This is a genomic window from Nocardia brasiliensis ATCC 700358 (assembly GCF_000250675.2).
Lineage (GTDB): Bacteria > Actinomycetota > Actinomycetes > Mycobacteriales > Mycobacteriaceae > Nocardia > Nocardia brasiliensis_B.
This window is the reverse complement of record NC_018681.1, coordinates 7434563-7461273: the sequence shown is the minus strand read 5'-3', so window position 1 is coordinate 7461273 and position 26711 is coordinate 7434563. Positions and strand designations below refer to the sequence as shown.

Below are 26711 nucleotides of genomic sequence, written 5' to 3'. Positions count from 1 at the left end.
TGGATCGTAACCGTGTCGGTCTCGAAGTATGGGCCGTGGGGTGCTTATTCAATCGAAACTTAACGCAATGTTAGAGCGGCTAACAACCGGTAGACATCTTGTATCGAATGACAATCGGGGTTGTGCGTTGCGACAACTCTCGCGATATGGCGGAACGGCTATGAATCGCGCGGTTTACGTGATCGCGTCGTGATCGGAGAATTGTCCGTTTCGACGCTGTACGTGATCTGACCGTGATCGCCGATCCAACGCCTGTTAATTGGGATCTTGATTCGATGTAAGAATGTTCTCGCCGCCTTGTCGGGTGTCTGCGGCGCTCGTACGCTTCGAATCGGAAGCCAGCACGCTGGAACCGCGTACTAGACCGCAGAGTCGCGGCTAGCCGGTCCGGCCGGTCGCAGTGTCGCGACCGGCCGGAATCGGCGATCAATTCGACTCAGTCGATCCGATGGACGATCGGCCATTTCGAAGGAAGACATCTTGGGTAAGCACAGCGCGCCGAGAAATACCTATGTCCCCGCCCGGATGGCGATGCTGTCCACGGTGACGCTGATCGGCATGGCGGTCTCGGCCAACGCGGGAGCCGGCGAGCCGGCGCCGCACGCAGGGGGTGCGGTTCGCGACGGCGCGACCGCGGCACCGGAACCGACGGTGGCCGTGCCTGTTTCGCGGACGCCCGCAGACGCGCGGGCGCAACGGCCGCAAGTCGGTGCCCCCGCGCAACAGTCGAGTCGTCCGGAGCGCGCGGAGCCGGACACCGGCAACACGGCGGCGCTGATCGAGAGTGCGCAGAAACTGCTCGAGCTGGGCGGCCCCGCCTTGCAGGAGCCGATGCGCGTGGTGATCAAGGCGCTCGCGGCGGCGCTCAGCGCGGGCAACGCCGCGATCGGTCCCGAGGTGGCCAAGGGGATCAACCAGTTGCTCGCCAGTGTTGCACCCGCACCGGCGCCTGGCGGTGCGCCCAGGCACGCGGCGGTCGTCTCGAACGACGAGGTGGAACCAGTCGACGAGTCGACCTACGGCGATGACGCGGCTGCCGAGACCGATGACTCGGCCTACGCCGACGATGATGCGCCTGCCGAAGCCGATGACTCGACTTACGCCGAGGACGACTCGGCGTACGAGACCGATGAATCAGCCTATGCCGCTGACGATTCGGCCTATGTGACCGACGACGACGCCGAGTGGGCTCCGCTCGCGCTCGGCCCGAGCGTCGGCTGACAACCGAACAACAAGGTAATCGACAACTTCACGAAGGAAATTGTGCGTTTCTCGCCAGCGACCATGCTGTCTCTGTCCACCGCTGTCGGCGCCTCGGCGATTGCCGTGGCCGCTCTTGCCGGAGCCCCCGCGGCTCAGGCCGCACCCTCGGCCGAATCGCCCACCGATGCGGTGATCAGTCTGACCAACGACGAACGCGCCAAGGCCGGTTGTCCGGCGTTGCGCGCGGAAAGTCATCTCACCCAAGCCGCACAGGGCCATTCGGAGGATATGGCCGCCGGCAACTTCATGGATCACAACTCGTCGAAGGGCGATCCGGGCGCACGGATCCGCGCGGCGGGGTACAAGCCGCAGACCTGGGCGGAGAACATCGCCGCCGGATACCAGAGTGCCGCCGACGTGGTCGACGGGTGGATGAACAGCCCGGGGCACCGCGCCAATATCCTGAACTGCGGACTGCGCGATATCGGGGTCGGATACGCGAAGGCGCGCAACGGAACTCCGTACTGGACCCAGAACTTCGGCACGTCGAGCCGGCCCGACTCCGGTACACCGACGGACGGTAAACCCGGCAAGCCGACCGACGGCCAGCCGGGCAAACCCGATAAGCCCGGCCAGCCCGGCCAGCCCGGCCAGCCCGGCGGTGGCGATCCCTCCGACGGTGACTGTGGGAACCCGTCAGACGGGGGCTCGCCGTGGGATCCGTGGGGCGATTGGTCCGACAGCGGCGGCGATTCCTGGGATCCGTGGGGGGACGGTTCCGACGGTGGCGGCGATTCGTGGGATCCCTGGGGTGAAAGCTCCGACGGCGCGGGCGATTCCTGGGATCCGTGGGGCGATTCCGCTTGGGACCCTTGGGGTTCGGACGACAGTGCCGAGTCGTCCTGGGATCCGTGGAGCAACGGCTTCGACGCCCCTATTCGAAATGTCTTCGAGCAGTTGGCCGCTCGTACGAGTCATCGCTGACTCGATAGGTAAGCCACAAACTCGCTTTGTGGTTTACCGGGTCTTCGCGGGACCGGCCGCGCCCGCGGGGGCTTCGGATCAGCACGCGAGGGTGCCGCCGGACCGAGGACCGGTCCGGCGGCATCCGCTGTTTGCGCGGCGGGTTCAGCCCACCGGTGCCAGCGGCCCCGACGCACCGAAGGCGAGGTCGGCGAAGCGCTCGCCGATGCGACGGTGCGTCGCGGCGTCCGGATGCAGTTGGTCCGGCAGCGGCAACTCGGCGAAATCCTGCTCGCCGTACAGCAATCGGCCGTCGAGATAGTGCAGGTTCGGGTCGTCGTCGGCACGCTGTTTGACGATGCGGACGAGTTCGTCGCGTACGACATTAAGGGTCAGTTTTCCGTGCGCTCGCTCCGCCGGATCGCCGAGCGCGCGGAAACTCACGCGCTGACCGTCGAAGTCCAGCGCACCCGGGCCGGGGGTGTCCTCATGGATCGGGCAGAGGATGGGCGACACCACCAGCAGCGGGGTGTCCGGGTGGCCGTCCCGGATGGTGTCCAGGAAGCCGTGCACCGCAGGCGTGAAGGCGCGCACGCGCATCACATCGCTGCTCACCAGGTTGATGCCGAGCTTCAGACTGATCAGGTCCGCGGGCGTGTCCCGGATCGCCCGGGCGACGAACGGATCGAGCAGACAGTTGCCGCGCAGGCTCAGATTCAGCAGCGAGACACCGCCGCGCGCCGCCGCCAGCGCGGGCCAGGTCGCGGTCGGGCGGTCGGCGTTCGAGCCGTGACTGATCGAACTGCCGTGGTGCAGCCAGACTTTCCGGCCGTCGGCCGGAGCGGGCTGGACCGGCGCGTTGGTGCGCAGCGCCACCAATGCGGCGGTTTCGGTGTGCGGCAGCCAGATCTCGATGTTCTTGGTGCCCGCGGGCAGGTCGAACCGGAGGGTGCCCGCCGCCGCGTCCGCGGTGACGACGGCCTGGGTGGTCATGTCGACGAGCCGGCCGGTGCCCGGCACGGTCGCGCTACCGGCCGGGCGGCCGTCGACGAGCAGTTCATAGACACCGGCGGCAGGGGTGGGTACGCCGGGGTAGAACGCCCTGGTGGGCAACGCGTCCAGTTCGATGCCGGTCGCATCGGTCCGCAACGCCAGCCGGACGCCGGTGGGCTGGGCCTCGACCGTCGCCAGGTAGTCATCCGGGAACTGGGCGCGGGCCGCGGCCGGAAGTCGGTGCGGCAGTAGACCGTCGGCGGTGTGCTCGACGTCGAGCGTGCCGCGTAACAGTGGTTCGATCGGGGTCGTGATCCAGTCGGTCACTGTGGTCCTCGAGGGGTAGGGGGCGTCAGACGGTAAGTGCGACGCGCGGTTTCGGCGAAGAGCGCGGCGAGCTCGGTGGCCGAGGCTCCGGCGGCGAGTCGCTTGAAGGTGTTCCACAGCGTTGCGTACCCGGTGCCCATCTTTTCCACGGGAAAGTTGCTCTCGAACATGCAGCGCTGCGGTCCGAACGCCTCGATGCAGGTGTCGAACCACGGCCGCCAGTGCTCGGCGAGTTCCGCCGAAGTCGGCGGCGTGGCCGCGGTCAAGTAGTCGAACGCGGCGGCTGTGCCGAGGAGGCCGCCGAGCTTGCACACCACGTTCGGCCGCTCGGCCAGCGCTCGGATGCCGCGAGCCCAGGTGGCGAAGTGCGTTTCCCGGTCGCGCGCGTAGGGACCGAAACCGAGCGGAGCGCCGCAGTGATCGAGCACCAGGCGCAGTTCGGGCACCGCATCGGCCAGTTCGGCAGCATCGGCGAGTTGCGGGGACAGGATCCACAGATCGAGCGTGAGATCACGGTCGGCGACGACGCGCACGCTGTCGCGGATGCGCGGCTCGGCCAGCATGCGCGGTCGCACCCCGGGATGACTGAGCGCGAGCTGGTCGCTCGCGTCCCAGCTCGCCGCGTAGCGCAGGCCGCGGAAACGGCCCTGCCCCGCCTGTAGGTGCGCTTCGATGACCCGGTCGACGATGCGGGCGTCGAGTTCGAAGTCGACCCGGCCGATGATCCCGGCCGCCACCCTGGTCGAGCCGCCTGCGGCGTCGCTCGCCGCGGCTAGGCTCGCGACGAACTCCGTCTCGCCGACCGGTCGCAGCTCGGCCGGTCCGTCGGTGCGATAGGCCGACAGGCATTCGGCATGGATCGTGGCGACCACGTGGTGTCCGCTGCCGAGGTCTGCCGCGAATTCGTCCAGCAGATAACGGAATCCGGGGTGCTGCCAGAGGTGGTGATGCGGATCGATGATGGGCAGTTCAGGTAGGAGGATCTCCTCCGGCGCCTGGTGCGCGAGCCAGCTCGGATCGGGCGGGTGGATCCGCCCGAACTCGGTGGGCCGAGTGCCGCGGGCAACCGGGTGACTCATAGTCACCACCCCTTCTCCTGTAGTTGCTGGCGCATTTAACAAGTCGATACGCTAAACTACCTAGTGGTATTAGGCAAATGAGTAATCCTGTAGTCACACGAGGAGAAGGCATGGCGCGCGCACGGGTCACGAGTGAGAACCTGATCGAGGCGGCGGCGGAACTCGCCGACGAGATCGGCTTCGACAACGTGACCGTCCCGGCGCTCGCGCGCAGAGTGGGCGTGAAGGACGCGAGCCTGTACTCGCGGTTGGCCGGTGCGCGCGAGCTGCGCGTCAAGATCGCGGTCATGGCGCTCGGCGAACTCGCCGACAAAGTCGCCGAGGCTTTGGCGGGTCGTGCGGGCAAGGATGCGCTGGTGGCGTTCGCCAACGCCTACCGCGACTATGCGAAGCAGCACCCCGGCCGGTACGCCGCGATGCAGCTGGATTTGGACCCGGCGACCGCCGAAGCCAGTGCCGCCCGCAGGCATTCGCAGATGACCCGCGCCATCCTGCGCGGGTATCAGCTCGATGAGCCGGCCGAAACCGACGCGATCCGCCTGCTGCACGGCACCTTTCACGGTTACGTGCAGCTCGAACTGGCGGGGCGCTACGACAGCCACCCGCGCGCGGTCGAGGACTCGTGGGCACGCTCGCTCGACGCCCTCGACGCGCTGCTCAGTAATTGGCCGAGCGCCTGATCATCTGCGGCGCAACAGGACTCCGCGGATGAATGCCGCTTGGCCGGAGTGCTGGATATCGTCGTCCACGACGCTGACCAACCGGACGCCGAGGGTGACCGGTGGATCCCAGCGGGTGTCGACGACGCGGGGGAGGTCGGCGTCGGTGAGGTCGGCGACGTAATCGAGCGTCTGTGCGTGCACCGCGTCGTAGTAGCCGAGCAGTAGTTCGACGGGCACCCGCCCGAGCTGCTCGATATCGGCCGGGGTGTGGCCGTAGCCGGTCGCCTCGTCGGCGAAGGGCAGGCCGAAGCGGTCCGCCCAGCCCGCGGCCGTCCACACCTGGTCCAGTCGCGCGACCTCGGCGATGTGATCGTCCTGCACCCGGGTCAGGTGCCAGAGCAGCCAGGCGATGGAGTTGGCACCGGGGTCCAGGCGCGCGCCCAGTTCGTCGGGGGTCAGGTCCGCGACGGCACCGTGCACGTTCTCCCGAACTCGGCCGAAGGCGTCGATCAACAAGTCAGCGCTGGTCATGTCCGAGCCGAACACGCGGTCGCCGTCCGTTATTCCCGGCGCGGGCCGGTGTGGCTGTCGCCGCCTGATCGGTGAATTCCGCCGGAGCACCTTGTTAGAAAGGTGTGAATTCTTCGCGACGCCGGACACCGGGATGGACCGGTATGGTTGCCGCTATTACGCTGACCGGACGACGGCGCGGAATGATCGAGAGTCGGGAGTGTGGCTGGGTTCGGATAATGATCGGACACCGGCGCCGGTAGATGCGGGCTATCGGGTAGCGGCCTGCGCGCATATCGGACTGTCTTGAGAGATGTTGCAGTGCAGCATGTTTCGTAAACCAGTCGAGATGATGCGATGCTGTGCCGGGTCGATCCGGACGGCCGGCCGAGGTGATGATGTGGGCGCGGCGGACATTCGTGGTAAATCGTATTATCGAGGCGTCGTGCCCGGCGGGCGTGCTATTTGCAAGCCGGTACTTAAAAGAGTGAAGCGCAGCTGAAATATTACGGTAGAGACAGCTGAATGCAGATCACCCGACAATTCTTGCGAAGCAGTGGAGGTACAGCAGCAGTGGGCAGACGTTTCTTCCGGCCGGACGGCGGCCGGAAATTCAGACCGATTCGCGCGATCCTCGGTGCGCTGACGATCGGCGTGGCCATGGCCGCGACCGGGACGGTCACCGCGAGCGCCCAGCCGATCTGGCCGCTCCCGGACCCGGACCCGTTCTATGCCGCGCCCGCCGACATCGCGAGCAAGGCCCCCGGCGACGTGCTCGACAGCCGGCCGATGCCACCACTGTTCTTCTTCCCCGGCGCCACGGTCACGCTGATCAAGTTCCGGTCGACGAACTCGCAGGGTGAGCCGATCGCGGCGACCACGACGGTGCTCACGCCGCTCGGTCACCGCGCCGACGCACCCCTGCTCTCGTTCCAGCACATCATCAACGGCCTCGGCACCCAGTGCGCGATCTCGCACGGGCTCTACGCCAACGACACCAACTTCATCGTGCCGTTCGCGCCGGTGCTGAACGTCGCGCTGGCCCGCGGCTGGAGCGTCGCGCTGCCGGACCACCTCGGCCCGAACAGTGCTTACGGCGCAGCGAAATTGGGCGGCCGGATCACCCTCGACGGGATCCGTGCGGCGCAGCGGCTGCCGCAGCTCGGCCTCGGACAGAGCCCGGCCGCGGTGGCCGGTTACTCCGGGGGCGGTATGGCGACCGCCTGGGCCGCCGCGCTGGCGCCGACGTATGCGCCGGAACTGAATCTGGTCGGTGCCGCCGAAGGCGGGGTGCCGATGAACCTGACCACCATGGGCTGGGCGATCGGGCACAACCAGCATCCGGCGTTCGGACTCGGCTTCGCCGCCGTGCTCGGCCTCGAGCGGGAGTACCCGGACCGCCTGCCGATCACCAGCGCGCTGAACGAGCGCGGACTCGCCGCGGCCCGGGGCATGGCGAACAGCTGCACGAATGACCTGATCGCGCGCGGAGTCGGGCACAGCTTCGACGACTACGCGAAAGACATTGTGCTGGCCCATGATCCGAAGGCCTGGGCGGTGGCGGACGAGAACAGCGTCGAGCTCTACGACGGTGTCCCGGACGCGCCGATCTTCGAATGGCATTCGCCGCAGGACGGGCTGATCCCGCTGGACGCGATCACCAGCACGGTGCACCGGTACTGCCGTGCCGGGGTCAAGGTGCAGGCGGAGCTGTACCCGACACCCGATCATCTGACGGCCGCCGAACTCGGGCTGCCGTCGATGATGAACTGGCTGGACGGACGTTTCGCCGGCCGGCCCGCGCCGAGCAACTGCGGATAACCAGACAGTTCGCCGTTCGCCCCGCGTGGTAGCTCGTTACCGTGCGGGGCGAATGGCGTCGCGGCTCAGTGCTCGGGCACTGCGCAGCCGTCGGGGCCGCAGGCGTCCGCGCCGCCGATCGTCTGCAGGACCGGTCGGTGCTCGGCCCAGGCCTGCTCGAGCGCCTGGGCGAACACCGCCGTGGGCTGGGCCCCGGATACGCCGTACTTGCGATCAAAGACGAAGAACGGGACACCGGTCGCACCCAGTTCGGCCGCTTCCTTTTCGTCGGCCCGCACGCCGTCGGCATAGGCCGTCGGGTCCGCGAGAACCGTGCGCACGGCCGATTCCTCGAGTCCGGCGTCCGCGGCGAGCCGGGCCAGCCGGTCGTGATCGGCGAACAGCGACTGCTCCTCGGCGAAGTTCGCGCGGTAGAGGGCGTCGAGCAGTTCTTCCTGTTCGCCCTGGGCGAGGGCGAAGTGCAGCAGGCGGTGCATGTCGAACGAACTGCCGTAGTCGCGGCCCTCGGTCAGATACGGCAGACCGAGTTCGGCGGCTTGCGCGCCGATACCGCGTTCGTTGGCCGCGGCCTGCGCCTCGCTGATCCCGTACTTGCGGGCGATTTTCGTGATCACCGGCCCGGACTCGTTCGCGGGCAGCGTCGGGTCCAATTCGAACGACCGGTGCACCACTTCGACATCGGCGCGATGCGCGAACTCGGCCAGCGCCGCCCCGAACCGCGCCTTGCCCAGGTAGCAGAACGGGCAGTTGATGTCGGTCCAGATCTCGACCCGCACGGGCGTCCTCACTCTCGTCGCAACCCCCTGAACAGCCAACACTCCGAGATTCGGTTCTGTTCCCGGGCGCGGTGTGCTCGGCAATCTGCCTAGCAGACCCGATCGATCTAGAAATGACTGAGACAGACTGTTACCGTAAACCTGTGTCACATTAACCTCGACCCGATATGAGGTAGACGTCATGGCAACACAGTCGGCAACGGCGCCGTCTCGCACCGCAGCAATGGGTGAGTACACGGCGATCCTGACGACACTGTCCGAAGGCTCGGTCAATCGGCACTTCGACCCGTACACCGAGATCGACTGGGAATCCGCCGAATGGGCGGTGATCCCGAACGACCCGCGCTGGATTCTCCCGGCCTCCACCGATCCGCTCGGTGCGCATCCCTGGTACCTCGCGCTGCCGGAAAGCCGCAAGATCGAGATCGGGATGTGGCGGCAGGCCAATATCGCGAAGGTCGGGCTGCAGTTCGAGGAACTGCTCATCGGCGGCGTGATGAACTATCTGTTCGCCAAGGTGCCCAACGGCTCGGCCGAGTTCCGCTACCTCAATCACGAGGTCGCCGAGGAGGTCAACCACACCCTGATGTTCCAGGAGATGGTCAACCGGATCGGTGCGGACGTCCCGGGCATGGGCTCGATCATGAAGCTGCTCGGCCCGCTGGTGCCGCTGCTCGGACGCTTCTTCCCGACTACCTTCTTCGTCGCGGTGCTGGCCGGCGAGGAGCCGATCGACCATGTGCAGAAGCAGGTGCTGCGCGCGGGCGAGGACGTGCACCCGATCATGCGCGACGTGATGCGGATTCACATCGCCGAGGAGGCCCGGCATATCGCCTTCGCACACGAATATCTGCGGCACCGGGTCCCGAAACAGCATCCGGTACAGCGCGCGACCCTGTCGCTGGCCTACCCGATCATCATGTTCATCGCCTGCGATCTGATCGTGAAGCCGCCGCGGTCGTTGTTCCGCGAGTTCGACATCCCGAAGGGCATTCGGCGCGAACTGTTCTGGCGCAGCGCCGAGGCCAGGGCGCGGCGCCGCGACTTCTTCGGCGAGGCCAGGATGCTGGCCGCCGAGATCGGGCTGATGAATCCGGCGGCCAAGCTGGCCTGGCGGGTGCTACGGATCGACGGCAAAGAGTCGCGGTACCGCGGCGAACCGGTGCGCACGCACTCCTGATCGCGAACGAAGGCCCGGCGGCAGCGCGACGCCGGGCCTTCGCCGTTTCAGGGTCGAACGCCCCGGTCCCCACTCGGTCGAATTCGGTTCCGATTTCGGTCCGAAATCGGAACCCCGGCGGTATCGTGACTGGATCCGACCTGCTCAGCGCGGTGGTTCAGGCTCGGAATCCGTAGTACCGCAAGCACCTTCGGCGAGGAGGTACCGATGCAGAGGCGCATCTCGTGGCAGGTGTTCCGGCGTCACATCGTCCGGGGATTGCTCTTGTACGGGGCCTGCGTGGGCGGTTCGGTGCGCTGCTTCATCGAGGCCGAGCGGATCGAAGCGGCCCGTGCCCAATCGCCGATCGTCCCCGGCTCGGACGCATGGGATTGGTCCGTGCCGCACCAGTGGTACGACATCGCGCACAAGCGCTGAGCGGGGATCGTCGAGCCCCGAGTTCCCAGGGTGTTTCGGCCTGGACCGAAACATGGTGCGTCCCACCCGCTCCCCTTCATAGGCTGCTGAGCAGTGACTATGAGGAGTGCGACGATGATGAAGGACGTAGCGGCGCCCGCCGGAGGCGAGGTCGCGCTGGTGGTGGCGCGGTGCGCCGACGGGATGGCGACGGAGTGGAAGCGAGGCACGCGGTGGTGGCAGACCATGTGGTCCCGCAGGAGCGAATCGGTGCTGCGGGAAGCGCCGCAGCCGAGCAATACCGGCGAACTGCTGACGAGCATCGATCCGTTCGTGGCGGTGCGGTGGCAAGGTCTGCGGTGAGCCGCGCATGAAGCGGATCATCTTCACGCCGGAGGATCTCGTCCGGATCCGGGTCGGGTCGCCACTGGGCGCCCTGGGCGAAACCATGCTGGCCACCCGGGCCGTGCAACGCTCGAATGTCGCCGTCTACACGGGCTGGCGGCAGCAGGTCGGCGCGGCGATCCCCGCCGACTTCGGCCGGATCGCCGAGATCTTCCCCGCAGAGGAGAATTTTCTCGACCTGATCACGCCGACCCGGGGCGCGCGGACGATGTCCGGCGGCGTCGAAGCGCTGCATCTGGCCTCGCGGTTGGAGCTGCGCAACGAGGTGGAGACCGTGGTGCGCCGGCGGGCGGAGATCGGCGAAACCCCGCTGCCCTCCTGGACCGCCGAACTCTTCGAACGCGACAGCAGCGCCAGGCAGAGCGTCGCGAGCGCCGTCGAGGCGTTCCACTCGGTGGCGTTCGCGGGCCGGTGGGCGCATATCCAGACCTATCTGGAGGTCGCCGCCGAACGGATGGCCCGCACCATGGCGGCCGAGGGCGTGGAGCGGCTGCTGTCCGGGCTCATGCCGCATGCCCGCTGGCGTGCGCCGGTGCTCGAGGTGCTGCGCGCGAAGGCATGCCACGACGAGCATCTGGCCGGCCGCGGCCTGCTCATCGTGCCGTCCCTGTTCGCCTGGCCCGAACCGATCACCCTGCACTCGACCGTCGACGAGACGGCGCCGATGATGCTGATCGTTCCGGTGCTGCGGGATATCGGCGACTTCGCCGCCGCCTGGGGTCCGCGCGGTACCAACGAAGCGCTCACCGCGTTGCTCGGCCGGACCAGGGCGGCCGCCCTGCAGGTGATCGCCGAAGGCTGCAGTACCACCGAACTCGCTCGCAGCCTGGGGGTTTCGCCCGCCACGGCAAGCGAACACGCGTCGATTCTGCGCGAGGCCGGGCTGGTCGACAGCTGGCGGCACCGCAATGCCATGCGTCACGAGATCACCACCCTGGGCGTCGCGCTGCTCGAAGGAGATCTCAGCAGCAACGCGCGGATCGCCTAGCGCCGCAGGGCGATCGCGCCGTCCGAAATCCGCGTGAGTTCTCCTGCCCCCTGATCTAGTGTTCGGTAAATGGAGCTAGTCGTTCGATCTGCCGGTCAAAAGGCCGCCGTCGCCGCTGCCGTCACGGTGGTGCTCTGGGCGTCGGCGTTCGTGTTCATCCGGTCTGCGGGAGCGGATTTCTCGCCCGGGGCTTTGGCATTCGGCCGATTGCTGACGGCGTCCATCGCGCTGGTGCTGATCCTGCTCATCAAGGGGGAGGGGTGGCCCGCGCGCGGCGCCTGGCCCGGCATCGTGGTCTCCGGTGTGCTGTGGTTCGGCGTCTACATGGTCGCGCTGAACTGGGGCGAGCAGTATGTCGACGCGGGCACCGCCGCGATGGTGATCAACATCGGCCCGGTGCTGATCGCGCTGTTGAGCGGATTGGTACTGCGCGAAGGGTTTCCGGCGCGCCTGATGGCCGGTATCGCGGTGTCCTGCACCGGCGCGGTGGTCGTGGGGTTGTCGAATTCGGACGCGGGCAGTTCCGCGGTGCTCGGGGTGGTGCTCTGCCTGACCGCGGCCGCCGCCTGGGCGATCGCGGTGGTCGCGCAGAAGCCCGCGCTCGCGCACGCGTCGGCGTTGCAGGTGACCACCGGCGGTTGTGTCATCGGGACGATCGCCTGTGCGCCCTTCGCGAGACAGCTGCTCACCGAAGCCGCCGCTGCGCCGCTGTCGTCGACGTTGAGTGTCCTGTACCTCGGCGTGTTCCCCACCGCGCTGGCCTTCACCACCTGGGCGTACGCGTTGGCCCGCACCACCGCGGGCAAGATGGGCGTGACCACCTATGTGGTGCCGGCCCTGGTGGTCGTGCTGGCGTGGCTCGCCCTGGGCGAGGTCCCGGCCCTGCTCGCGATCGTCGGCGGCCTGCTGTGCCTGTCCGGCGTGGCCATCACCCGAGCCCGTTCGGCCAAGCCGGTGGAGCCCGAAGACGTTGCGGTGCAACCGGTGCCGGACCCGCGGTAGGTCGAGCGCCTGGTCGCGGCAGGCACGTCACTACGATGGTCGCCGGTACGCCCGCGGGCGGGGTGCCTGTGCGCCGACGAAAGAGACGACAGTGCCGAGTGATTCGAAGCGGGCCGCCGGTGTGGTGCGGCGGTGGCTGACCGGCTCGGTCGCGGCGGCCGCCGTCACTGTGACGGGACTGGTGGTCGGCGCGAATCTCCGGCTGTGGCAGCTGTCGTCCGGGCATCGGTTCGATCCGGCGACGGCGCCCACCGCGCCGGTGGTGATCGTGCCGGGTGCGAAGGTCGCCCCGGACGGCGCGCCGATGCCGTATCTGCGCGGGCGGTTGGACGCCGCGATCGAGCTGCTGCGTGCGGGCACGGTGCGCGAAATCCTGGTCTCCGGTGATGCGGCGGGCACCTCCGGCGACGAAATCGTCGCGATGACAAGGTATCTCGCGGCCCATGGCGTCGACCCGGCGGTCGTGCGCACCGACGGCCTGGGATTGTCGACCCGCGCCACTGGCGAACGCGCGCAGCGGCTGTTCGGCATCGACCGCGCGCTCGTCGTCACCCAGTACCAGCATGTGCCGCGGGCGGTCGCCCTGTGCCGGGGCGCGGGGATCGACGCCGACGGCGTCACCGCCGCGTGTGCCTGCCGGCGAATAACGAAGGTGCGCAACAACCTCCGCGAGTGGGCGGCCGCGCCGAAAGCGGTCGCGGCGTTGCTCGCGCGCTGACCCCGGCACGGACGAAGCCCCTGTACCTCGGAGCAGGGGGAGATACAGGGGCTTCGCCTGGTGGGTCAGTGCGCTGCGAGCCCAGCGGCCGCGCGGGTACTGACGCCCGGTGGAGTCCGGTCAGGGGCAGTCGGCCGGACTCGTGGCTCGGTCTATTTGTCCGGGTCCGGCGGGAACTCGCCCTTGGCCTGGACCGTGGTGCCGGTCAAGGTGTAGGTCACGACGTTCGGGCCGCCGGAGGGGCAGCACAGCGCGTCCTGCGGGGTGACCCAGCGGTACTGCACCGACACGGTGTTCTTGGTCTTGCCGAGCACCGTGGTGTAGCCGTAGTACTTCGAGGTCGCGGTGCCCAGGTAGGTGCCGTTGGTGAAGAACAGGACGTGATAGCCGGGGTGGCTGCCGTTCCAGTCCACCAGCATCCAGGACAGGACGCCGGCGCAACCCGCGGAGATCGGGTCGGTGCTCGCCTCGCGGATCACCCACGGGTAACCCTCCTTGTTGGGCGCCAGCCGGGCGACCGCGGAACGGGCGAGATCGGAGTTCGAGTCGAAGCACAGGCCATGACCACTACCGTTGGGCGGCTGGTCCGCGGCGGGCGGGTCGGCCACGGGCGGCGGGTTGTTCGGGGCCGGCGGGTTGTTCGGGGCCGGAGCAGGCGCCTCGGTCACCGGACTCGGCTGCGCCTTGGGCGGATCTGCGGGCGGATTGCCCTCGCCCGGGGTGGGCGCCTGGGTGGCGGCAGTCGTCGAAGGCGCGGCCGAGGGGATCGGCGTCCTGGTGGCCTGTGGTGCCGGGCTGGAGTCGGTACAGCCGGTCGCGCCGAGTACGACGCTCGCGGCGAGTGCGGCGAAAGCCCACGATTTGACGTTCATTGAACCCCCGAAATCGGTTGGTGGATAACGGTGTGCTCCCGCTGCCCCGGTTACGGAGCAGTGCGCGCGGACCTCCACTCCCGCGCGCTCGGGAGACACCTGGAGATCGGCGGCCTCCCGAATCCTGTTACAAAGTTTCACACATGTGCTCCCACGTCAAAAATAGTGCCCCCAGCTCTCGGGGCCGATACCGCGGCAGACCGCAACCAATTGTCGCCACTGCCGGGTGTCGGGTTGCCCGGGCGCTGTCCCACTGGGCAAGATGCAGAGCGCCGAGCAGGACCTTTGCGACATGAAGCGAGGGATGAACGCGTGCGGTTGGTCAGGAGACGATTTCCGATAGTGACGTCCGGCGTGCTGATCGTCGCCGCGGTATTCGCCGCGGCCATGCTCTACGACCCGCCCGAGCCCGCGCAGCAGGCCCCGCTGCGGCCGGATACCGGTACGCCGCTCGGGTTCGACCCGGCCTTTACCGCGCGGATCGCCGAGGCCGAGGCCTACGTCAAAGGACGGCCCGGCTTCACCGCCATCGTGGTCCGGGATCGGCGCACCGGCGCGGTATGGCGCAATGCCGATGCGGGAACGCCGATCTCGGCGTGTTCGACGCCGAAGCTTGCCATGGTGGTCGACCTGCTGCTGCGTGCCGACGCGGGCACGATCACGTGGCGCGCCGACGATCGCGACCTGATGCACCGGATGCTGCACAGCAGCGACAACGACGCCGCCACCACGCTGTGGGATCGCTACGGCGGCGAGCGGGTGTTCGCGCCGCGGTTCCGTTCGTTCGGCATGACGGAGTTCAGCTTCTCCCCGGGTCATCCCGACTCGTGGGGCTGGATGATGGTCACCGCGAACGATCTCGAGCGCCTGATCGACTTCGCGCTGACGAAGCTGCCCGCCCGTGATCGCGCCTACCTGGTCCGCGAGATGCGCTCGGTCGACGGCAGCGACTCCGTCGACACGAACCAGCAGTGGGGGGTGTGGGGTGCGGGCGCGGACGCGTTGCCCGGCAACAAGAACGGCTGGGCCGACGACAACGACGACGGCTCCTGGCTGATGAACTCGGTGGGTTTCGCCGGCCCCCGGGAACAGTTCACGGTGGCGATCATGAACAACACCCAGGTGATCGAGAACGGCTACCAGGTGGGCCGCAAGACCGTCACCCGGGTCGGCGAGATCCTGTTCAAGGACTACTTCCCGCCGGTGTCCGCGGCGTCCGGACCGGCCGATGCCTACGGCCGATAGGGCGGTGCGACGCCCCAACCCCAGTGCGGCATCGGGGCTTCCAGCGGCGGCGTGGCCGTCGGCTGGGAATTGGCGTGGGCCAACCGGGTGCCCCATTCGATGTAGGAGGCGAAGGCGGCGCGGAACTCGGGATCGTCGGGTAATCCGACCTCGTCGGCGGCGTCCATCAGCAGATTCACCCAGCGCCGGCGCTGCGGTTCGGTGATCGCCTTGCCGAGGTGCTGGCGGACCATGTGCGCGTAGCCACCGCGCTCGGTGCTGTAGGTCGCCGGGCCGCCGAAGACCTCGGCCAGCCACATGGCGACGTATTTGGGATGGCCGGGATCCATGCCGCGGAACAGCGGCCCGACCAGATCGTCCTTCAGCACCTGCCGATAGAAGACTTCGGTCAGCGACTCGAAAGCGGCAGTGCCCCCCGCCCATTCGTACAGGGTGGGCACCGCGTCGGCGGTCTGCCCCGCCGTACCAGTTGCTTCCGTCATGATGCCGACTCCGATCCGACAAGCTGTAACTCGAACAGCGTCAGACTAGCCGCATGCCGATCTGTCGGCCACGAAAAAAGTGAGGGCCCTGCCTACCCGGCAGGGCCTCAATTCACTTGAAGCACACTCAATTCCACTGGGACTGGCTGCGGGCCCGGAGTTCGGAGCCTGCGTTCGCCATTGTTTCGAGCTCGTCCAGGAACTTCTCGACCGCGTCCGCCTTGACCTCGGGGGAGCGGACCTGTTCGCGGACGTCGTCGGTGGTGCGGGTCAACACCAGCTCGGTGAAGTCGTCCTTGAGGTCGCGGATCAACTGCCTGCGAGCCAGCTCGATCTGGTCGCGGCCCTGCTTGCGCACCCGCTCGACCTCCGCGGCCGCGGCCTCGCGCATCTGCACCACGATGGCCTCGGCGTCGGCGTGCGCGTCCTCGACCAGCTGGGCGAGTTCGGCGCGGGCCTCGGCCATGCCGTTGTCATAGACCTCTTTGGCCTGCGTGAGCCGATCCGCGGCCTCCTGGTTCTCCTCCAGCTGTTTGCGGATCGCGTCCTGGGACTTGGCCATCATCCGTTTGACCGGCGGCACAACGTATTTGACGATGACCCAGACGATGACCACGAAGCCGAACAGCTGGCTGAGGAAGACCGGCCATTCGAACTTGATCTGATAGATGCTCTCGGCGAGGATGTCGGTGCTGCTGAGGGTCATGACGACGCCCGTCCTGTCTGATGGCCGCGGCTGGTGCCCGCGCGCCGATCATTGACGCCGACCATGCGATTGGCCAGCGATTGGGCCAGCGGCTCGACAGCCTCACGCAAGTCCGCGGCGACCTGATCGGCCTGTGCCCGCAATTGCGCCTCGGCCTCCACGACAATCGCGTTGGCCTCCTGCTGTGCCTCGCCGCGCATCTGTTCGAGAATGGCGCGACCTTCCGCACGCGCCTGGTTCCGGATCGCGGCCGCCTCGGCGCGCGCCTTTTCCAGCGCCGCCTGATGTTTGGCCTCGGCCTCGGTGAACAGCTGCCGAGCCTCCTTGGTCCTCGTCAAGGTCTCGGCAACGCGTTCTTCGCGTTCCGCCAATACCTTGCGGATCGGCGGAACGACGAAGAACCAGATGACTCCGAGCACGATCAGAAAGATCAGCAGCTCGACGAAGAAGGTGCCATTGGGGATGAGGAAGTTCCCCTCGGCCACCACATCTGTTCTCGGAGACATGCCCGGTTACTTGCCGGGAGTAGCGAATACGAAGAGGGCCATGAAGGCTAGATTGATGAAGTACGCCGCCTCGACCAGACCGACGGTCAGGAAGAAGATGCCGCGCAGCCGACCTTCGGCTTCCGGCTGACGCGTGACTCCATTGATCAGCGCGGCACCGGCGAGGCCGTCACCGATACCCGCACCGATGGCGCCGCCCGCCATGATGATGCCGCCGCCGATAAGCGCGCCCTGGACGATGGACGCGGTGGTTGGGTCTGCCATGTTCTACTTCCTATTCTCGGATGTGTGCGTATGATTCGGCGCTCGCCGATCAGTGGTTTTCGTGCTCGAGGGACATCGACTGACTGAAATACAGCACGGTCAGCAGCGAGAAGATAAACGCTTGAATGGCGCCGACGAACAAGTCGAACAGCTTCCAGACGGCGTTCGGGCCCCAGCTGATCCAGAAGGGGAACAGGGTGATCACCGAGAGCATGACGCCACCGGCGAACATGTTTCCGAACAGTCGCAACGAGAGCGAGAGCGGCTTCGCGATTTCTTCGATGACGTTGATGAACACCATCGGTCCCCAGCCGGTATGGCCCTTCAACAACTGTTTGGCGTGACCGAACGGACCACGTCGCGCGATACCCGCGGACTGGTAGGCGATGAAGACGAACAGCGCGAGCGCGTAGACGAAGTTGACGTCCGAGGCGGGCGGCGCGATCAATTCACCGTCGCCGACCTGGACCGGCAGTACGGACAACCAGTTCGACAGCAGGATGAACACGAACAGCGTGACGGCGAGCGGCAGCGCGAACGGCGCGACCTTCATGCCGATGGCACTTTCCACCTGACTGCGCATCTGCACCGTCACGGCCTCGAAGAACAGCTGCACGCCGTTGGGTACCCCGGAGGTCAGCTTCAGGCGGAGCAGGAATGCGAGCACGAGCACGATGATCGCCGCGACCGACGTGGACACGATCGTGTCCACGTTGAAGTCCATACCGAAGACGTGGGCCACGGCGTGGTGGCCGACTTTGATCTTCGGTTCTTCTCCGGCGGGAGCCTCTTCGGCGAGCAAGGTGACGCTCGAGGCCATCTGGGTAAACGAAATGGCTGAGATCGTCATGGCGTTTGGCGGAGCCCTTTCAATTCAGGCACAACGGTATTGAAGACCAGGGCGACTTGAAAGAGGGCCAGGCCGAAGAAGATCCCGACGCCATTGGGGCGAGCCAGGAAAGCCACCAGGATCGCGACGGCGGTGATACCGAGCAGTCGCACGGCGGAAGAACCGACCAGGCGCTGCTTGCTCGGCGTGGCCGCGTTGGCTATTCGGGTGATGGCCCACAGGGTGAGCTGTGCATTCAGCCAACCGACGAACAACCCGGCGCAGATGAATGTGCCGAGCAGTAGTCGATCGATCATCCCGGTAATGGCCAATGCCAGCACACCCAGAGCGATCGCGACAATGGCTGAACGCCGTATCTGGAGCCTATTCACGTCCACACAGACACCGCCTTCGTCCATCGGCCCACCTCGTAGTGGGGGTCGTGATTGATCCACAGCATACACATCTCAACCTGCTTGCGTACCAAGGTTTTTGATCTTGCATTCCCATGATCTTGAAATGGGTTCTAGATATCCTCTGGTTACCAAAGGTGTTGTTATGCAAGTGCATAGGAGAAGGGCCCGGCGCCATTCCGGCGGGGCCACTTTTCCTTTCTTGAAACGTGTTGAACTGCGCTTTTTCTGGAGATCGTGGAGCCGGGTCCTGCGCGATCGAGCGGGCGGTCACCGGCTGGCCCAGGGTACGCCATCGAACGGTAAATCGATGGCAACACGACAGTACGTGTTCGTGCCCCGGTTGGTGACGTGTCACCGCTTGTTCAGATTTGTCCTGTTTAGTTTTTAAGTCCGTTTTGTCCGAATTTACGGCTGCTGAAAACTTGCTGCCGGAGAGTACCCGGTGCGTCGAACTCGACTTTCGGCAGGGCGGCGATGCGGATCTGCGTGCCCCGGTTGGGAACTGCCCCAGCGCGGAATGGCGGATAGCTGTGAGTGATCCCAGATCTGTAACTCGCGCATGATCATCCGCATATCTCGGCCGGTCCTGGGCATTAGCGTTTACAGAGACTTCGAGTTACAGAGAGAGTGTGCGCGATGAGGCCTGAGTTCGCGGTGTCCGCACGGGGTTCCGAAGGTGGCGGTGCCGCACTGGATCAGGTCGCGCTGCTGACCGGTGCCGCACTGGTGGTCGCCGCGGGTCTGTTCGTCGTGGCGTATCTGCATCGGACCCGGCGCATCACCTGGTTGCAGGCGAGCGCGGACTGGCTCGGCGCGTACAGCAATCGCCCGGGCTGGGTCGCGTTACCGCTCACGCTGTTCCTCACCACCATTCTCACCGCGCTGGTCGGCTTCATCTGGGACGTCAGCCTGCACGTCGGCAAGGGCAGAGACGAAGGGCCGCTGGCGAATCCGGCGCACTACTTCATCCTTATCGGGCTGTTCTTCTTGTTCATCGCGGGGATGACGGCCGTGGTCCTGCCGCTCGACGAGAAGCCGGGCCCGGCCGCCATCCGGATCACCCGCACCTGGTACGCGCCGGTGGGCGGGGTGCTGATGGCCGCGGTCGGGCTGTACGCGCTGATCGGCTTTCCGCTCGACGACGTCTGGCACCGGTTGTTCGGCCAAGACGTCACGCTGTGGGGCCCAACCCATCTCATGCTGATCGGCGGCGCCGGGCTGTCCCTGGTGGCGGTGCTGCTGCTGGAATTCGAAGGCAGGCTGGACCGGCCGGATCCCGAGCGGGTGGACGGGCGCTGGCTCTGGCTCGGGCGGGTGTTCGCCTTCGGCGGGCTGCTGATCGGGTTGTCGGTGTATCAGGTCGAATTCGACTTCGGCGTCGAGCAGTTCCGCTTCGTCTTCCAGCCGATGCTGATCACGGCGGCGGGGACGGTGGCCCTGGTGGGCGCGCGCTACACCCTCGGCCGCGGCAGTGCCTTGGTCGCGGTGGTGTTCGCCCTCGTGGTCCGCAGCCTCGTCGCCATGCTGGTGGGCCCGGTGCTCGGCGAACCGCACAACATCTTCCCGCTCTACCTCGGCATCGCCGTGGTGGTGGAGCTGATGGCGTTGCTACCGCTGTCCGGCAGGCCGCTGTGGTGGGGCGCGCTCACCGGGCTGGCCGCCGCCACCGCCGGGCTCTGGCTCGAATCACTGTGGATCCAGCGCGCATTCGTCAACAGCTGGCCCGCGAGCATGTGGCCGGAACTGCTGCTGATGTCGGCGCCGGTGGGCGTCGCGGGTGGCGTACTCGGCGCACTGTTCGGTCTCGTGCTCTGCGGCGAGCCGATACCGAGACCCGCGGTGCGGCGCTCGATCGTGGTGCTCGCCGTCCTGATCGCCGGCCTCGCCACCGCGAACGGGCTGCGCACCGAGGTGCCGGAGCAGGCCACCGCGACTGTCCGGGTACAGGACGCCGACCCGGTGCGCGGCGGGCGGATGGTCACCCTCGATCTCACCCTGACACCGACGGACGTGGTCGGCGACGATCCCGAATGGGTGCAGGTGCTCGCCTGGCAGGGCGGCGTCGGCCCGGACAGCCCGGGCCGCGGGCTCGTCGTCGACCAATTGCGGCTGGTCGAACCCGGGCATTACATCAGCACCAGACCCGTTCCGGCATATGGCAACTGGAAGACGGTGCTACGGGTGCACGACGGCCGGATGCTGGCGGCCCTGCCGATCTATATGCCGGACGACCGCGGCATCGACGCGCCGGGCGTGCCCGCCCAGGACGAGTTCACCCGCCCGTTCGTCGCCGAGATCACCGTGCTGCAGCGGGAGCGTTCGTTCGATCACCCGGCCTGGCTGCTCGCGGCCGCCTCGCTGGTCGTGCTGGTCTGCTCGCTGCTCGTGATCGGCGCGCTGTCGTGGGGCGCGGCCCGGATCAACCTCGCCTACCGCAGCGACGTCCGCGCACCGCAGGCGGTCCGGCGATGAACCCGGACGGCACAGTGCTGGCCGGTCATTCGATGCTGCTGGCGATTCCGGCGTTCGTGCCCGCGCTCGCGGTGGTCGGCGTGATCCTGGTGATCGCGGCGCGTGATCGCCGGGCCGAGCGGCGCGAGGGGCGGCGCGCCACCGGGGAGACCGCGGAACCGCCTCGCAGAGAGGAGAACCCGTGAAGCACACAGGCCGAGGCAGCGGACTGGCGGTGATCGCCGCCGTGGTCGCGATGGTGACGGGGTGCGGGGTGACCGCCGAGTCGCCCGCCGAGCGCACCGCCGCGAGCATCTCGATCGACCGTCCCGCGGAGGTGCGGATCGCCGTCCGCATCGCGGGCGCAACGGTGACGCCGACGAACACCAGAACCGAGGCCAGGCTGTTTCAACCGATCGTCATCGCACTCGACAGCGACGCCGCCGACGAACTGCATGTGCACTCGGAACCGAGTCAGACCTTCCCGGTCGAGGCACGGGCCGGGCAGGAGTTCCGCTTCATCGTCACGGTGCCCGGCCGCGTGGACATCGAACTGCACCGGGCCGGTAAGACCATCACCACCTTGTTGATCAGGCAGTGACCGGGTCGCTGGCGCACGGGCTGAACGGCGCGGCGGATCTGCCGATTCCGTTGACCTACGCCCTGATCGGGGCTGCGTGGGCCCTGACCTTCTCGTTCGCGATCCTGCTCGTCGCCTGGCGCCGACCCCGGCTGGACCCGGACGTGCCCGGCCTGCTGTTGCCCGCGCCCGTGCGCACGGTGCTCGACGCGCGGCCGGTCCGGGTCGTGATCGCCGTGGTGAGCGTCCTGGCCGCCGTGCTGGTCGCGCTGGTGGCGGTGTTCGGTTCCTCGTCGCCGCAGGACAATCCGGTGCCGGGGGTGCTCTATATATACGTGTGGGTCGGGGTGATGCTCGCATCGCTGGTGTTCGGTCCGGTCTGGCGGATCGTGTCCCCGATGCGAGCGGTGCATCGGTTCGGCTGCGCCGTGCTGGGCCGCGATCCCGGATCGGGTTTCCGCGCCTATCCGGAGGCGTGGGGGTACCGACCGGCGGTGCTCGGGTTGTTCGCGTTCGTCTGGCTGGAGCTGGCGTCCCCCGCACCGGGTTCGGTTGCCGCAGTGGGCTGGTGGCTGCTCGGCTATGTCGTGCTCACCATGGCCGGGCTGGTGGTGTTCGGTACGACCTGGGCCGCACGCGGGGATCCGTTCGAGGTGTACAGCAGCCTGCTCGCCCGGCTCAGCCCGCTCGGCCGCAGGTCCGCGACGGGTGCGCCGGTGCTGCGGTGGCCGTTGCACAATCTGGCGGGCACGCCGGTGCGGCCCGGGTCGGTGGCGCTTGCGGCGACCCTGCTCGGCTCCACCGCGTTCGACAGCCTTTCCGCGTTGCCCGGCTGGCGCGATCTGGTCGATACGCTCGGCGGCGCTTCGGTTTTCGCCGCGACGCTGGTCCGCACCGGTGGCCTGCTGATCGTCATCGCCGTGGTGGGCCTGCTGTTCGCCGGCGCCGCCTGCGCCACCGGCGGCTTGTCCCGGGCCGAGCGCGCACCGCTGCCCGGCCTGCTCGTGCACAGCATCACGCCGATCGTCGCCGGTTATATCGTCGCGCACTACCTGACCTTTCTCGTCGAGAAAGGTCAGGCGACGGCCTTGCTGTTCGCGGATCCGTTCCAGCGCGGCTGGGATATCGCCGGTCTCGGGCACCACCGGGTGGTCTACCTGCTGTCCGCACATCCCGCCGCGTTGGCCGGGGTGAAGGTGCTCGCCGTGCTCGCCGGGCACGTGCTCGGAGTGACCGCCGCGCACGATCGCTGCCTGCGGGTGCTGCCCCCGGCGCAGCGCGCCACCGGTCAGCTCGCGCTCATGCTGACCATGGTCGGCTTCACCTTCACCGGGCTGTACCTGCTGTTCGGCGGATGATCAGCCCGGCACATAGGGCTCGCCGCCGGCCTTCGGCGGCCGCACCTGGCCGACCGCGCCCGCCACGGCGATCACTGTCAGCAGATACGGCGTCATCTGCAACACCTCGGTCGGGATGGGCGTCGCCAGCACCTGCAACTGGCCCTGCAACGCCTTGGTGAAGCCGAAAAACAGTGCGGCACAGGTCGCGCCGAGCGGATGCCAGCGGCCCATGATCACCGCGGCGAGCGCGATGAAGCCGTTGCCCGCGGTCATCTCCTTGGTGAAACCGCCGGTGGAGCCGATGGTGAAGTAGGCGCCGCCGAGCCCCGCCACCGCGCCCGCGAGCAGCACGGCCTGATACCGGACGCGCAGCACCTTGATGCCCACCGTCGCCGCGGCGCGCGGGTGTTCGCCGACCGCCCGCACCCGCAGACCCCAGCGGGTCCGATACAGCACGTAGCCGATCAGCACGACCGCGACGACCATCGCGTACACCAGCGCGGTCTGATCGAAGACGGTCGGGCCGATGATCGGAATCGAGGACAGCACCGGAATCTCGATGGGCTGCAACGTGCCCGGGTTGTTGAACCGCGCCGGCCCGTTCGACAGGTCGCCGAGCTGATCGAACAGGAAGCCGGTGATGCCGGTGGCGAACACCACCAGCACGACGCCGAGCACGATCTGGTTGACCAGGTAGCGGATCGAGAACACCGCGAGCAGCCACGCGACGAACACCCCGGCGAGTATCGCCGCCACCGCGCCGACCACGAAACTGCCGCTGACAGTTGCGATGAGCGCCGCCGCGAACGCGCCTGCCAGGAGTTGGCCTTCGATGGCGATGTTGATGACGCCCGCGCGTTCGCAGAGCACGCCGGCCAGCGCGCCGAGGATCAGCGGGGTGGACAGCGCCAGCGTGCCCTGGATCTGATTGGTGAGCGGAAAGATCTTGCCCGAGGCCGCCCAGCAGACGAACGTCACCACGAACGCGAAGCCGAAGACGGTGAACAGCAGGGCCGCCCAGCGCCCGGACAGCCCCCGCCACAGGTGGGCGATCGCGATGCCGAGCGCGAGCACCGACAGCACCAGGGCCGTCGGTTTGGCGGGTACGTCGATATCCGACGGTCCGGCGGCATCCGGTGCGGCCAAACGGAAGTCGACGATGCCGGAGCGGGTGTAGAGCGCCAGCGCCACCGCGGTGAGCGCCAGGATCAGCAGCAGGATCCCGAGCCGTAGCCGCCGGTTCCGCTTCTCGGGTGATTCCAGCGGACGAGCGGTGGCCTCGGATGTGGTCGTCACCATCAGTTCCACCCTTTCGCGAGGACGGCGTCCGCCCGTTCGGCCTTGATCCGGAACACCGTGCGCACCACCGCGGGCGCCGCGACCAGCACGACGATCACCGCCTGCAACACGGTGACCAGGGTGAGCGGGGTGCCGGTCGCGGCCTGCATCTCGTTGCCGCCCGCGTTGAGCGCACCGAACAGCAGTGCGGCGTAGACGGTGCCGATCGGGCTGCCGCGCCCGAGCAGCGCGACGGTGATGCCGTCGAAGCCGAACGATCCGGCGATGCCGTTGGTCAGCGGCAGCGCGGTGCCGAGTACCTGCTGCGCCCCGGCCAGTCCGGCGAGGCCGCCGGCGATGAGCATCGCCAGCCCGTAGGCCTTGCCGACGCTCATCCCCGCGGTGCGCGCGGCGTCGGGATTGGCGCCGACGGCGCGCAACCGGAAGCCGAGCGTCGATCGGGACAGCAGCCACCAGACGAGTCCGGCCGCGCCGAGCGCCACGAGCAGACCGAGATGCAACCGGGTATCGCCGAACCGGGGCAGCTGCGCGGTCTCGTCGACCACCGGGCTGATCGGCTCGTTGCGCCCCGGGCGCTGCAACGTCGAGGTGGTGAGCAACCAGGTGAGCGCGTACAGCGCGACGTAGTTGCCCATGATCGTGGTGATCACCTCGTGCGCGCCGGTGCGGGCCTTCAGCAGTCCGGCGAGGCCGCCCCACAGCGCGCCGCCCGCGACACCCGCCAGCAAGGCGACCACCACGTGCAGCACCGGCGGCAGGTGCAGCGCGAAGCCGACCCAGCCCGCGCAGAGCGCCCCGGCGATGAGCTGACCCTGCGCGCCGATATTGAACAGTCCCGTCCGGAACGCCAGCGTGACCGCCAGTCCGGTGCAGATCAACGGCGTTGCGGCGACCAGGGTTTCGGCGATCTGGTGCTTACCGCCGAAGGCCCCGAGGAACAGCGCCCGGTACGCCTCGCCGACCGCGGTGCCCGCCGCGGACACGGTGTCCAGCGGCCGCGCGAAGAAATAGCCCAGTGCCGCGGTCACATTCGGGTCGCTGACGATGATCAGCACCGCGCCGACGGCCAGCGCGAGCACCAGCGCCAGTGCGCTGACGACGGTCTCGCGTACCCAGGCCCGGCCCGCCGGTCGGCCGTTGGTCGAATCGCCGCGCGTCGTCCCGGTCATGCGTCCTCCTCCGGCGCAACGCCCGCCATCATCAGGCCGAGCCGATCGCGCGGGGTGTCGGGGCCGGCGATGCCGACGATGCGGCCCCGATACATGACGATGATGCGGTCCGACAACGCGTAGATCTCGTCCAGCTCGGTGGAGACGATCAGCACCGCGGTGCCCTGATCCCGTTCGCGGACAATGCGTTTGTGCACGAACTCGATCGACCCGACATCCAGGCCACGAGTCGGTTGCCCGGCGATCAGCACCTCGAGCGGCCGCGACAGTTCCCGGGCCAGCACCACCTTCTGCTGATTGCCGCCGGACAGCGTGCGCACCGGGTCGGCGATCGACCCGGTGCGGATGTCGAACTCCGCGATCCGTTGGGCGGCATTGCGTTTCACCGCGGCCGGGGAGAGCACGCCGTGCCGGGAGAACTCCGGGCGGTCGATCAGATCGAGCACCAGATTCTCGGCGACGCTGAACGTGCCGATGATGCCGTCGTGCGAACGATCCTCCGGCACATAGCCGATCCCGGCCTCCAGGTGCTGACGCGGCGAGCGGCTCACCACTTGCCAGCCGCCGACGGCCACGGTGCCCGCCACCGGTGTCCGCAGCCCGAGCAGCGCGCCGACCAACTCGGACTGGCCGTTGCCGACCACGCCCGCGATGCCGACGATCTCGCCGCCGTCGACCCGGAACGACACGTCGTCCACGACGACGGCGCCGGCCGCGTCGACCACGGTCAGCCCGTCGACGACCAGGGTGGGTCCGGTCGGCGCGGCCGGTGTCTTGGCGACCACCAGCTCGACCGACCGGCCGACCATCAGTTCCGCGAGATCCGTTTCGGCGGTATCGGGTTCGACGGTGCCGACCACCTTGCCGCGGCGGATGACGGTGATCCGGTCGGCGATCCTGGTGACTTCCTTCAGCTTGTGCGTGATGAAGATGATCGAGGTGCCGTTCGCCGCGATGGCCCGCAGCACCTCGATCAGTTCGTCGATCTCCTGCGGGGTGAGCACGGCGGTCGGCTCGTCGAGGATCAGCACTTCGACGTTGTTGGCCAATGCCTTCAGGATCTCCACCCGCTGCTGCTCACCGACCGAGAGATCGGCGACCAGCGCGTCCGGGCGCACCGGAAACCCGTACCGCTCGGACAATTCGCGCACCTGCCGTCGCGCGGCCGCGCGATCGAGTACCGCGAACCCCTTGGTCGGCTCGCGGCCCAGGATGATGTTCTCCGCGACGGTGAACACCGGAACGAGCATGAAATGCTGGTGCACCATGCCGATTCCGGCAGCGATCGCGTCGCTGGGGGACAGGCAGGTCACGGCCTTGCCGTCCAGCAGGATCTCACCCTCGTCCGGTTGCAGCAGGCCGTAGAGCATGTTCATCAACGTGCTCTTGCCCGCCCCGTTCTCGCCGAGCAGGCAATGGATTTCGCCCGGTTCGACCACCAGGTCGATGTGGTCGTTGGCCAGCAAAGAACCGAATCGCTTGGTGAGACCGCGTAATTCGAGCCGCATATCGCTCCCCGTGGTGACGGC

At 67.8% G+C, this 26711-nt stretch carries 29 protein-coding genes; 15 read left to right on the top strand and 14 right to left on the bottom strand.

The features are described 5' to 3' along the window. The first annotated feature begins 480 nt into the window (after positions 1–480). Both O3I_RS33150 and O3I_RS45960 read left to right on the top strand, forming a co-directional pair. Positions 481–1221, top strand: coding sequence for a hypothetical protein (locus tag O3I_RS33150; RefSeq protein WP_141692132.1), 741 nt, complete (start codon positions 481–483; stop codon positions 1219–1221). 42 nt (positions 1222–1263) lie between these two features. Continuing rightward, positions 1264–2187: a CAP domain-containing protein gene (locus O3I_RS45960; protein WP_014987397.1), complete on the top strand. Its 924-nt coding sequence runs from the start codon at positions 1264–1266 to the stop codon at positions 2185–2187. A gap of 144 nt (positions 2188–2331) precedes the next feature. Here O3I_RS45960 and O3I_RS33140 read toward each other — a convergent pair whose 3' ends face one another. Next, the gene (locus O3I_RS33140; protein WP_014987396.1) at positions 2332–3486 is read right to left on the bottom strand and encodes a GDSL-type esterase/lipase family protein; all 1155 of its coding nucleotides are present in this window, start codon (positions 3484–3486) and stop codon (positions 2332–2334) included. Next, a complete protein-coding gene (locus O3I_RS33135) occupies positions 3483–4565 on the bottom strand; it encodes an amidohydrolase family protein (RefSeq protein ID WP_014987395.1) in 1083 nt (360 codons plus the stop codon). Before O3I_RS33135 ends, O3I_RS33140 begins: the two co-directional genes overlap by 4 nt. Positions 4566–4675: 110 nt before the next feature. On the opposite strand from O3I_RS33135, the gene O3I_RS33130 reads away from it, so the two are divergent. Next, positions 4676–5245: a TetR/AcrR family transcriptional regulator gene (locus O3I_RS33130; protein ID WP_014987394.1), complete on the top strand. Its 570-nt coding sequence runs from the start codon at positions 4676–4678 to the stop codon at positions 5243–5245. Here O3I_RS33130 and O3I_RS33125 read toward each other — a convergent pair whose 3' ends face one another. Continuing rightward, positions 5246–5758, bottom strand: a complete 513-nt coding sequence (locus O3I_RS33125; protein ID WP_041564679.1) for a mycothiol transferase — start codon at positions 5756–5758, stop codon at positions 5246–5248. A 552-nt stretch (positions 5759–6310) separates the two neighbouring features. On the opposite strand from O3I_RS33125, the gene O3I_RS33120 reads away from it, so the two are divergent. Next, positions 6311–7558: a lipase family protein gene (locus tag O3I_RS33120; protein ID WP_014987392.1), complete on the top strand. Its 1248-nt coding sequence runs from the start codon at positions 6311–6313 to the stop codon at positions 7556–7558. 65 nt (positions 7559–7623) lie between these two features. Here the strand turns inward: O3I_RS33120 and O3I_RS33115 are convergent, their stop codons facing one another. Beyond that, entirely contained in the window at positions 7624–8334 is a 711-nt protein-coding gene (locus tag O3I_RS33115) for a DsbA family oxidoreductase (protein WP_014987391.1), read from the bottom strand. Between the two features lie 181 nt (positions 8335–8515). Here O3I_RS33115 and O3I_RS33110 point away from each other — a divergent pair, with 181 nt between their 5' ends. From O3I_RS33110 to O3I_RS33085, 6 genes are all read left to right on the top strand, one after another. Further along, positions 8516–9514: an AurF N-oxygenase family protein gene (locus tag O3I_RS33110; RefSeq protein ID WP_141692131.1), complete on the top strand. Its 999-nt coding sequence runs from the start codon at positions 8516–8518 to the stop codon at positions 9512–9514. A 207-nt stretch (positions 9515–9721) separates the two neighbouring features. Beyond that, complete coding sequence (locus O3I_RS33105; protein ID WP_014987389.1) at positions 9722–9931, top strand: hypothetical protein; 210 nt, start codon at positions 9722–9724, stop codon at positions 9929–9931. 114 nt (positions 9932–10045) lie between these two features. After that, complete coding sequence (locus O3I_RS33100; protein ID WP_014987388.1) at positions 10046–10273, top strand: hypothetical protein; 228 nt, start codon at positions 10046–10048, stop codon at positions 10271–10273. 7 nt (positions 10274–10280) lie between these two features. Further along, the gene (locus O3I_RS33095; RefSeq protein WP_014987387.1) at positions 10281–11303 is read left to right on the top strand and encodes an ArsR/SmtB family transcription factor; all 1023 of its coding nucleotides are present in this window, start codon (positions 10281–10283) and stop codon (positions 11301–11303) included. Between the two features lie 69 nt (positions 11304–11372). Next, positions 11373–12305 carry a DMT family transporter gene (locus O3I_RS33090; RefSeq protein WP_014987386.1) on the top strand — a complete coding sequence of 311 codons (933 nt, stop codon included), beginning with the start codon at positions 11373–11375 and terminating at the stop codon, positions 12303–12305. Between the two features lie 91 nt (positions 12306–12396). Beyond that, on the top strand, positions 12397–13023 hold the full coding sequence (locus O3I_RS33085; protein ID WP_014987385.1) for a SanA/YdcF family protein: 627 nt from the start codon (positions 12397–12399) through the stop codon (positions 13021–13023). A gap of 152 nt (positions 13024–13175) precedes the next feature. On the opposite strand, the gene O3I_RS46620 is transcribed toward O3I_RS33085, so the two are convergent. Further along, positions 13176–13895: an LppP/LprE family lipoprotein gene (locus O3I_RS46620; protein WP_014987384.1), complete on the bottom strand. Its 720-nt coding sequence runs from the start codon at positions 13893–13895 to the stop codon at positions 13176–13178. A 342-nt stretch (positions 13896–14237) separates the two neighbouring features. Between O3I_RS46620 and O3I_RS33075 the strand changes: the two genes are divergently transcribed. After that, on the top strand, positions 14238–15140 hold the full coding sequence (locus tag O3I_RS33075; protein ID WP_014987383.1) for a hypothetical protein: 903 nt from the start codon (positions 14238–14240) through the stop codon (positions 15138–15140). On the opposite strand, the gene O3I_RS33070 is transcribed toward O3I_RS33075, so the two are convergent. From O3I_RS33070 to O3I_RS33045, 6 genes are all read right to left on the bottom strand, one after another. Then, positions 15128–15622 (bottom strand): group II truncated hemoglobin, encoded by a 495-nt coding sequence (locus O3I_RS33070; protein ID WP_014987382.1) that lies wholly within the window; start codon positions 15620–15622, stop codon positions 15128–15130. The genes O3I_RS33075 and O3I_RS33070 overlap by 13 nt on opposite strands. 127 nt (positions 15623–15749) lie before the next feature. Then, on the bottom strand, positions 15750–16328 hold the full coding sequence (locus tag O3I_RS33065) for a hypothetical protein (RefSeq protein WP_014987381.1): 579 nt from the start codon (positions 16326–16328) through the stop codon (positions 15750–15752). Beyond that, on the bottom strand, positions 16325–16813 hold the full coding sequence (locus O3I_RS33060) for a F0F1 ATP synthase subunit B (RefSeq protein WP_014987380.1): 489 nt from the start codon (positions 16811–16813) through the stop codon (positions 16325–16327). The genes O3I_RS33065 and O3I_RS33060 overlap by 4 nt, the downstream gene beginning before the upstream one ends. 27 nt (positions 16814–16840) lie before the next feature. Next, the gene (locus O3I_RS33055) at positions 16841–17098 is read right to left on the bottom strand and encodes a F0F1 ATP synthase subunit C (RefSeq protein WP_014987379.1); all 258 of its coding nucleotides are present in this window, start codon (positions 17096–17098) and stop codon (positions 16841–16843) included. 49 nt (positions 17099–17147) lie between these two features. After that, the gene (gene atpB / locus O3I_RS33050) at positions 17148–17918 is read right to left on the bottom strand and encodes a F0F1 ATP synthase subunit A (RefSeq protein WP_014987378.1); all 771 of its coding nucleotides are present in this window, start codon (positions 17916–17918) and stop codon (positions 17148–17150) included. A 26-nt stretch (positions 17919–17944) separates the two neighbouring features. After that, positions 17945–18346, bottom strand: coding sequence for a hypothetical protein (locus O3I_RS33045; protein WP_014987377.1), 402 nt, complete (start codon positions 18344–18346; stop codon positions 17945–17947). A 633-nt stretch (positions 18347–18979) separates the two neighbouring features. Here O3I_RS33045 and O3I_RS45750 point away from each other — a divergent pair. Genes O3I_RS45750 through O3I_RS33025 form a run of 4 tightly spaced genes read left to right on the top strand, consistent with a single transcriptional unit; the run spans position 18980 to position 22732 of the window. After that, complete coding sequence (locus O3I_RS45750) at positions 18980–20815, top strand: hypothetical protein (protein ID WP_014987376.1); 1836 nt, start codon at positions 18980–18982, stop codon at positions 20813–20815. Next, positions 20812–21000, top strand: a complete 189-nt coding sequence (locus O3I_RS33035; RefSeq protein ID WP_014987375.1) for a hypothetical protein — start codon at positions 20812–20814, stop codon at positions 20998–21000. Before O3I_RS45750 ends, O3I_RS33035 begins: the two co-directional genes overlap by 4 nt. Continuing rightward, positions 20997–21395, top strand: coding sequence for a hypothetical protein (locus O3I_RS33030; protein ID WP_014987374.1), 399 nt, complete (start codon positions 20997–20999; stop codon positions 21393–21395). The genes O3I_RS33035 and O3I_RS33030 overlap by 4 nt, the downstream gene beginning before the upstream one ends. After that, positions 21392–22732 (top strand): hypothetical protein, encoded by a 1341-nt coding sequence (locus O3I_RS33025; RefSeq protein WP_014987373.1) that lies wholly within the window; start codon positions 21392–21394, stop codon positions 22730–22732. Before O3I_RS33030 ends, O3I_RS33025 begins: the two co-directional genes overlap by 4 nt. On the opposite strand, the gene O3I_RS33020 is transcribed toward O3I_RS33025, so the two are convergent. Genes O3I_RS33020 through O3I_RS33010 form a run of 3 tightly spaced genes read right to left on the bottom strand, consistent with a single transcriptional unit; the run spans position 22733 to position 26690 of the window. Further along, positions 22733–24013 carry an ABC transporter permease gene (locus tag O3I_RS33020; RefSeq protein ID WP_051067054.1) on the bottom strand — a complete coding sequence of 427 codons (1281 nt, stop codon included), beginning with the start codon at positions 24011–24013 and terminating at the stop codon, positions 22733–22735. Beyond that, complete coding sequence (locus tag O3I_RS33015) at positions 24013–25182, bottom strand: ABC transporter permease (protein ID WP_014987371.1); 1170 nt, start codon at positions 25180–25182, stop codon at positions 24013–24015. Before O3I_RS33015 ends, O3I_RS33020 begins: the two co-directional genes overlap by 1 nt. Next, complete coding sequence (locus O3I_RS33010) at positions 25179–26690, bottom strand: ABC transporter ATP-binding protein (RefSeq protein ID WP_014987370.1); 1512 nt, start codon at positions 26688–26690, stop codon at positions 25179–25181. The genes O3I_RS33015 and O3I_RS33010 overlap by 4 nt, the downstream gene beginning before the upstream one ends. Between the last annotated feature and the right edge of the window lie 21 nt (positions 26691–26711).